Origin of the sequence: Heliobacterium mobile (assembly GCF_009720735.1) — a bacterium.
Lineage (GTDB): Bacteria > Bacillota > Desulfitobacteriia > Heliobacteriales > Heliobacteriaceae > Heliobacterium > Heliobacterium mobile.
The window spans coordinates 1-3,182 of sequence record NZ_WNKU01000069.1; the positions used below are offsets into that span (position 1 = coordinate 1).

4 protein-coding genes are annotated in these 3,182 nt (G+C 40.7%); all 4 read left to right on the forward strand.

The genetic code is table 11. The features are described 5' to 3' along the window. The coding region (locus GJ688_RS19365) for an ATP-binding protein (protein ID WP_170292172.1) at positions 1-292 on the forward strand (292 nt) is incomplete at its 5' end. Positions 293-1,018: 726 nt separating this feature from the next. Continuing rightward, the gene (locus GJ688_RS21185; RefSeq protein ID WP_268892122.1) at positions 1,019-1,144 is read left to right on the forward strand and encodes a hypothetical protein; all 126 of its coding nucleotides are present in this window, start codon (positions 1,019-1,021) and stop codon (positions 1,142-1,144) included. A 482-nt stretch (positions 1,145-1,626) separates the two neighbouring features. After that, positions 1,627-1,866 carry a hypothetical protein gene (locus tag GJ688_RS19375; protein ID WP_155478140.1) on the forward strand — a complete coding sequence of 80 codons (240 nt, stop codon included), beginning with the start codon at positions 1,627-1,629 and terminating at the stop codon, positions 1,864-1,866. Positions 1,867-2,458: 592 nt separating this feature from the next. Next, entirely contained in the window at positions 2,459-2,971 is a 513-nt protein-coding gene (locus GJ688_RS19380; RefSeq protein WP_155478141.1) for a hypothetical protein, read from the forward strand. Positions 2,972-3,182 lie beyond the last annotated feature (211 nt).

Consider the following 3,182-nt stretch of genomic DNA (forward strand, 5'->3'; position numbering starts at 1 on the left):
CATGTGTACGTCCTCCCTAAAGGCTTTTTATAATTATAATCCTTTAGGTCCTGCGTCAACTAGCCTAACACAGGGGGAAGTCGTCCTAGAAGTAATAGATCAGGGTAAGGGAATTGATCCCGAGATTTATAGTAAGCTTGGCACGCCCTTTGTTACAAGTAGGGCAGAAGGAACGGGATTAGGATTAGCAGTGTGCTATAGCATTGCGGAAAGACATAATGCGAAAATTGAAGTTGAAACGACTTCTGAAGGTACGACGTTTTTCGTGAAGTTTCCGATAAGACTGGCGTGATATTGATTGAAACAGTCCTGGCCACAAACGTAGGGCTGTTTTTATTAATCTCGTCACGTCGTTTGGCCGGTAAATTTGCCTATGAAACGGCCCGAATTTGTGGGTATCAACCATAAGAAGTTTCGTTCTCGTTGCACTCCGAATTAATTACGGTATAAATTTTTTAGATTTTCTACATACTGGACATTTTTTAGTTGAAATGAGCATATATTTTTAATGTTCATGTTTCAGGATCCCTTCGCCATTACCCTGCAAACCTTTGCGGGGTGTTTTTTTATTCTTCATCTAGAGGTTCTGAAAAGGGTCTGCTTAATAAAAGGAATATAATCGCTCTGGTTGGTTTGAGAGGTGTAGGGTTCCGTATCGAGAGGCGGTTCTTGTTGGTGAAGGAAAAAGATAACTCAGCAGGGGTGTTCATACAAGAATTAATCTGCATAATATAGCTACGACAGAATTTAACATTTTAGAAGAACACGGTACTCTTACTGAGCCTTATTTTTTACCTACTATCAAACGTGTTAAAAAATCATAAAGAAAATTATGGAATTAATTGAATTTTGTTGATATAATGAAGTTTGTCTTAACAACAAGACCAGATTGTTCCTAGCAATCAAACGCTTATTAGGGGAAAGGTGAAATCCTTTGTTAAGCATAGGAACGAAAAGATTAATTGAACGTGAGTCTAATGAACTAATCGAAATTCTTAGAAGAATGAGTGGAGAATTGATGGAGCTAGTACTAATTGAAGCTTCGATCAAACGAGCCCAGGGAAGGCCCGAGTTGGAGAAACTAATTCACGCTATAGATAGGGTGAAAAACTTAAAAACGAGCCGTACAAAAATCGCCGAATGAATGATAGGATAAATTAGGCCTGTAGTCCGTTGTTCTCCATTTTCAAGTCATGATATCTTGAAGTTGCCTTCTTTTCAAATATCTATCTGCCTACCGGGGTGTCTAGCTCCCGGTATTTTTTTTTCGGATTTTTGGGGTGACTATGCCTAGCAAAAAACTTAACCGCCCGTTACAACCGTACCGATAAGCCCGTTATTGGGAGGCAGTGAGGAGGGGTGGTTTAATATCACAAATTTTTTACCAAATATTCTAGTTCTAATTTCGGTTTAAGATAATATTAATTAGATGATGACAAGTTACCTCGAGATCATTCTAAATCAATCATTCATTAAAAAACAAACGTATTTCTAGAAATATACGGTAGATTGATAGCCTCGGAAATGAAAACCTTATTACGTGGTAAATTTAGTGTTTTCGTGATTATATTCAAGGCATATTGCTGTTATGAAACACTTATGTTAGCTGAAAGGGGGTGATAATTGATGGCCGTTAATCCGAATTCGGTGATCTATGCTGGTTATGGTTGTTATCGGAAAACATACGATGTTACAGGAATCATCACAACTAAATTAAGAAATGGTCAAACAACAATTCATGCATCAAACGATGTATTTGGAGATCCCGCTCCAGGAGATAAAAAATATTTATACGTAGTTTGGAAAGAAGGCGACTTACTTAAATCGGGGGTTACCGGTGAAGGTGATAATCTCAATCTAGGATAGTAGGATTTACCTAAAAGACTGTTTAAGAGTTGGGTCAACTCCGATGAAGTCTGCTGACAAGTTCAGCAGACTTTTACTTCTTCTATTTAAGAAGTTTTTAATCGAGTGTTAAGGCGGAGCCTTCAATTAGACAAAAACAGTAGTCCGGCCATCGGCCGGCTGGTTTTTATTTCGTCGGCTGCGATATATCAGCCTAACATCGCTTTTTGGCCGTAAAAAGACCTTTCAAAATCACCTGAAATACCCCACATCCCACCACACCCGCTGTAATGGCCCACGTTCGATTTAACCCCAGTTGTAGTATGAATGGTATAGCTGACTATCTTCAGAGCCGTAGGAGGGAACGTGTAGGGTCGGTTTTGTTGGGTGGAGGAAAATGTTAGGTGAGATAGGGTGATTAGTGTAATTCCCGGTATAATAGTCGCCACGACAAGAATAATACCGCCCATCTTTACTGGTTTACCGATAATCCACGGTATCGGGAGCAGTTGGTGGGCGGTTTTTAATGTGTATTGGAGGGATATTATTGATTGAAACCGAAGTTTCTTCCTAGTTCAAACATCTGATTAGTGTTCGAAAGGAGTATGCTGAAATGAAACCACTGGGACCAAGGGGCATTTCCTGGTTAAAAAGTTTTCATATCTTCGTTTCTGGGGTTTGGGTGGGAGCAGCCATCTGTATGATGCTTATAAGCTACTTCAGTAGACCGGCGGGCGGTGACGAACTTTATGCAACCAATGCCGCCGTCAAGTTGATCGATGATTTCGTCGTCATCCCATCGGCAATGGCCAGCCTATTGACGGGGCTTATTTACTCCGTGTTCACCCAATGGGGTTTTTTCAAATATCGGTGGGTGACAGTAAAATGGGTCGGCACGGTCTTTTCTGTACTCTTTGGCACCTTTTTTCTAGGACCCTGGCTGAATGATGCCACGTCCATCTCTGCTTCAGAACGGTGGCTGGCCTTAGATAATCCGATCTACGTTCATAATATAACAATGAATCGGTCCTTCGGGATAATGCAGGTCGCCATTCTGATTTTTCTTGTATTCATATCTGTAATAAAACCGTGGAGGAAAAACACTACGACGGTTTCCGAAAAATAAATGCATGGTGGGTCGTGACGGGAACGAGAGCGAGAATCATCAAAGGTCCTAACACGATGGGACTACTTTTCTTAAATAAACCGGTTTAACCCCATTATTTTTGAGCCGATCGCCCTTATTCAAATGAATGCGTGAGATCTCATTTTAGAGAAGGCAAATGGGGAAACTTGTTAAACTAGCGCGACTTAGCCGTCAAGCCTTGACTCGCTGT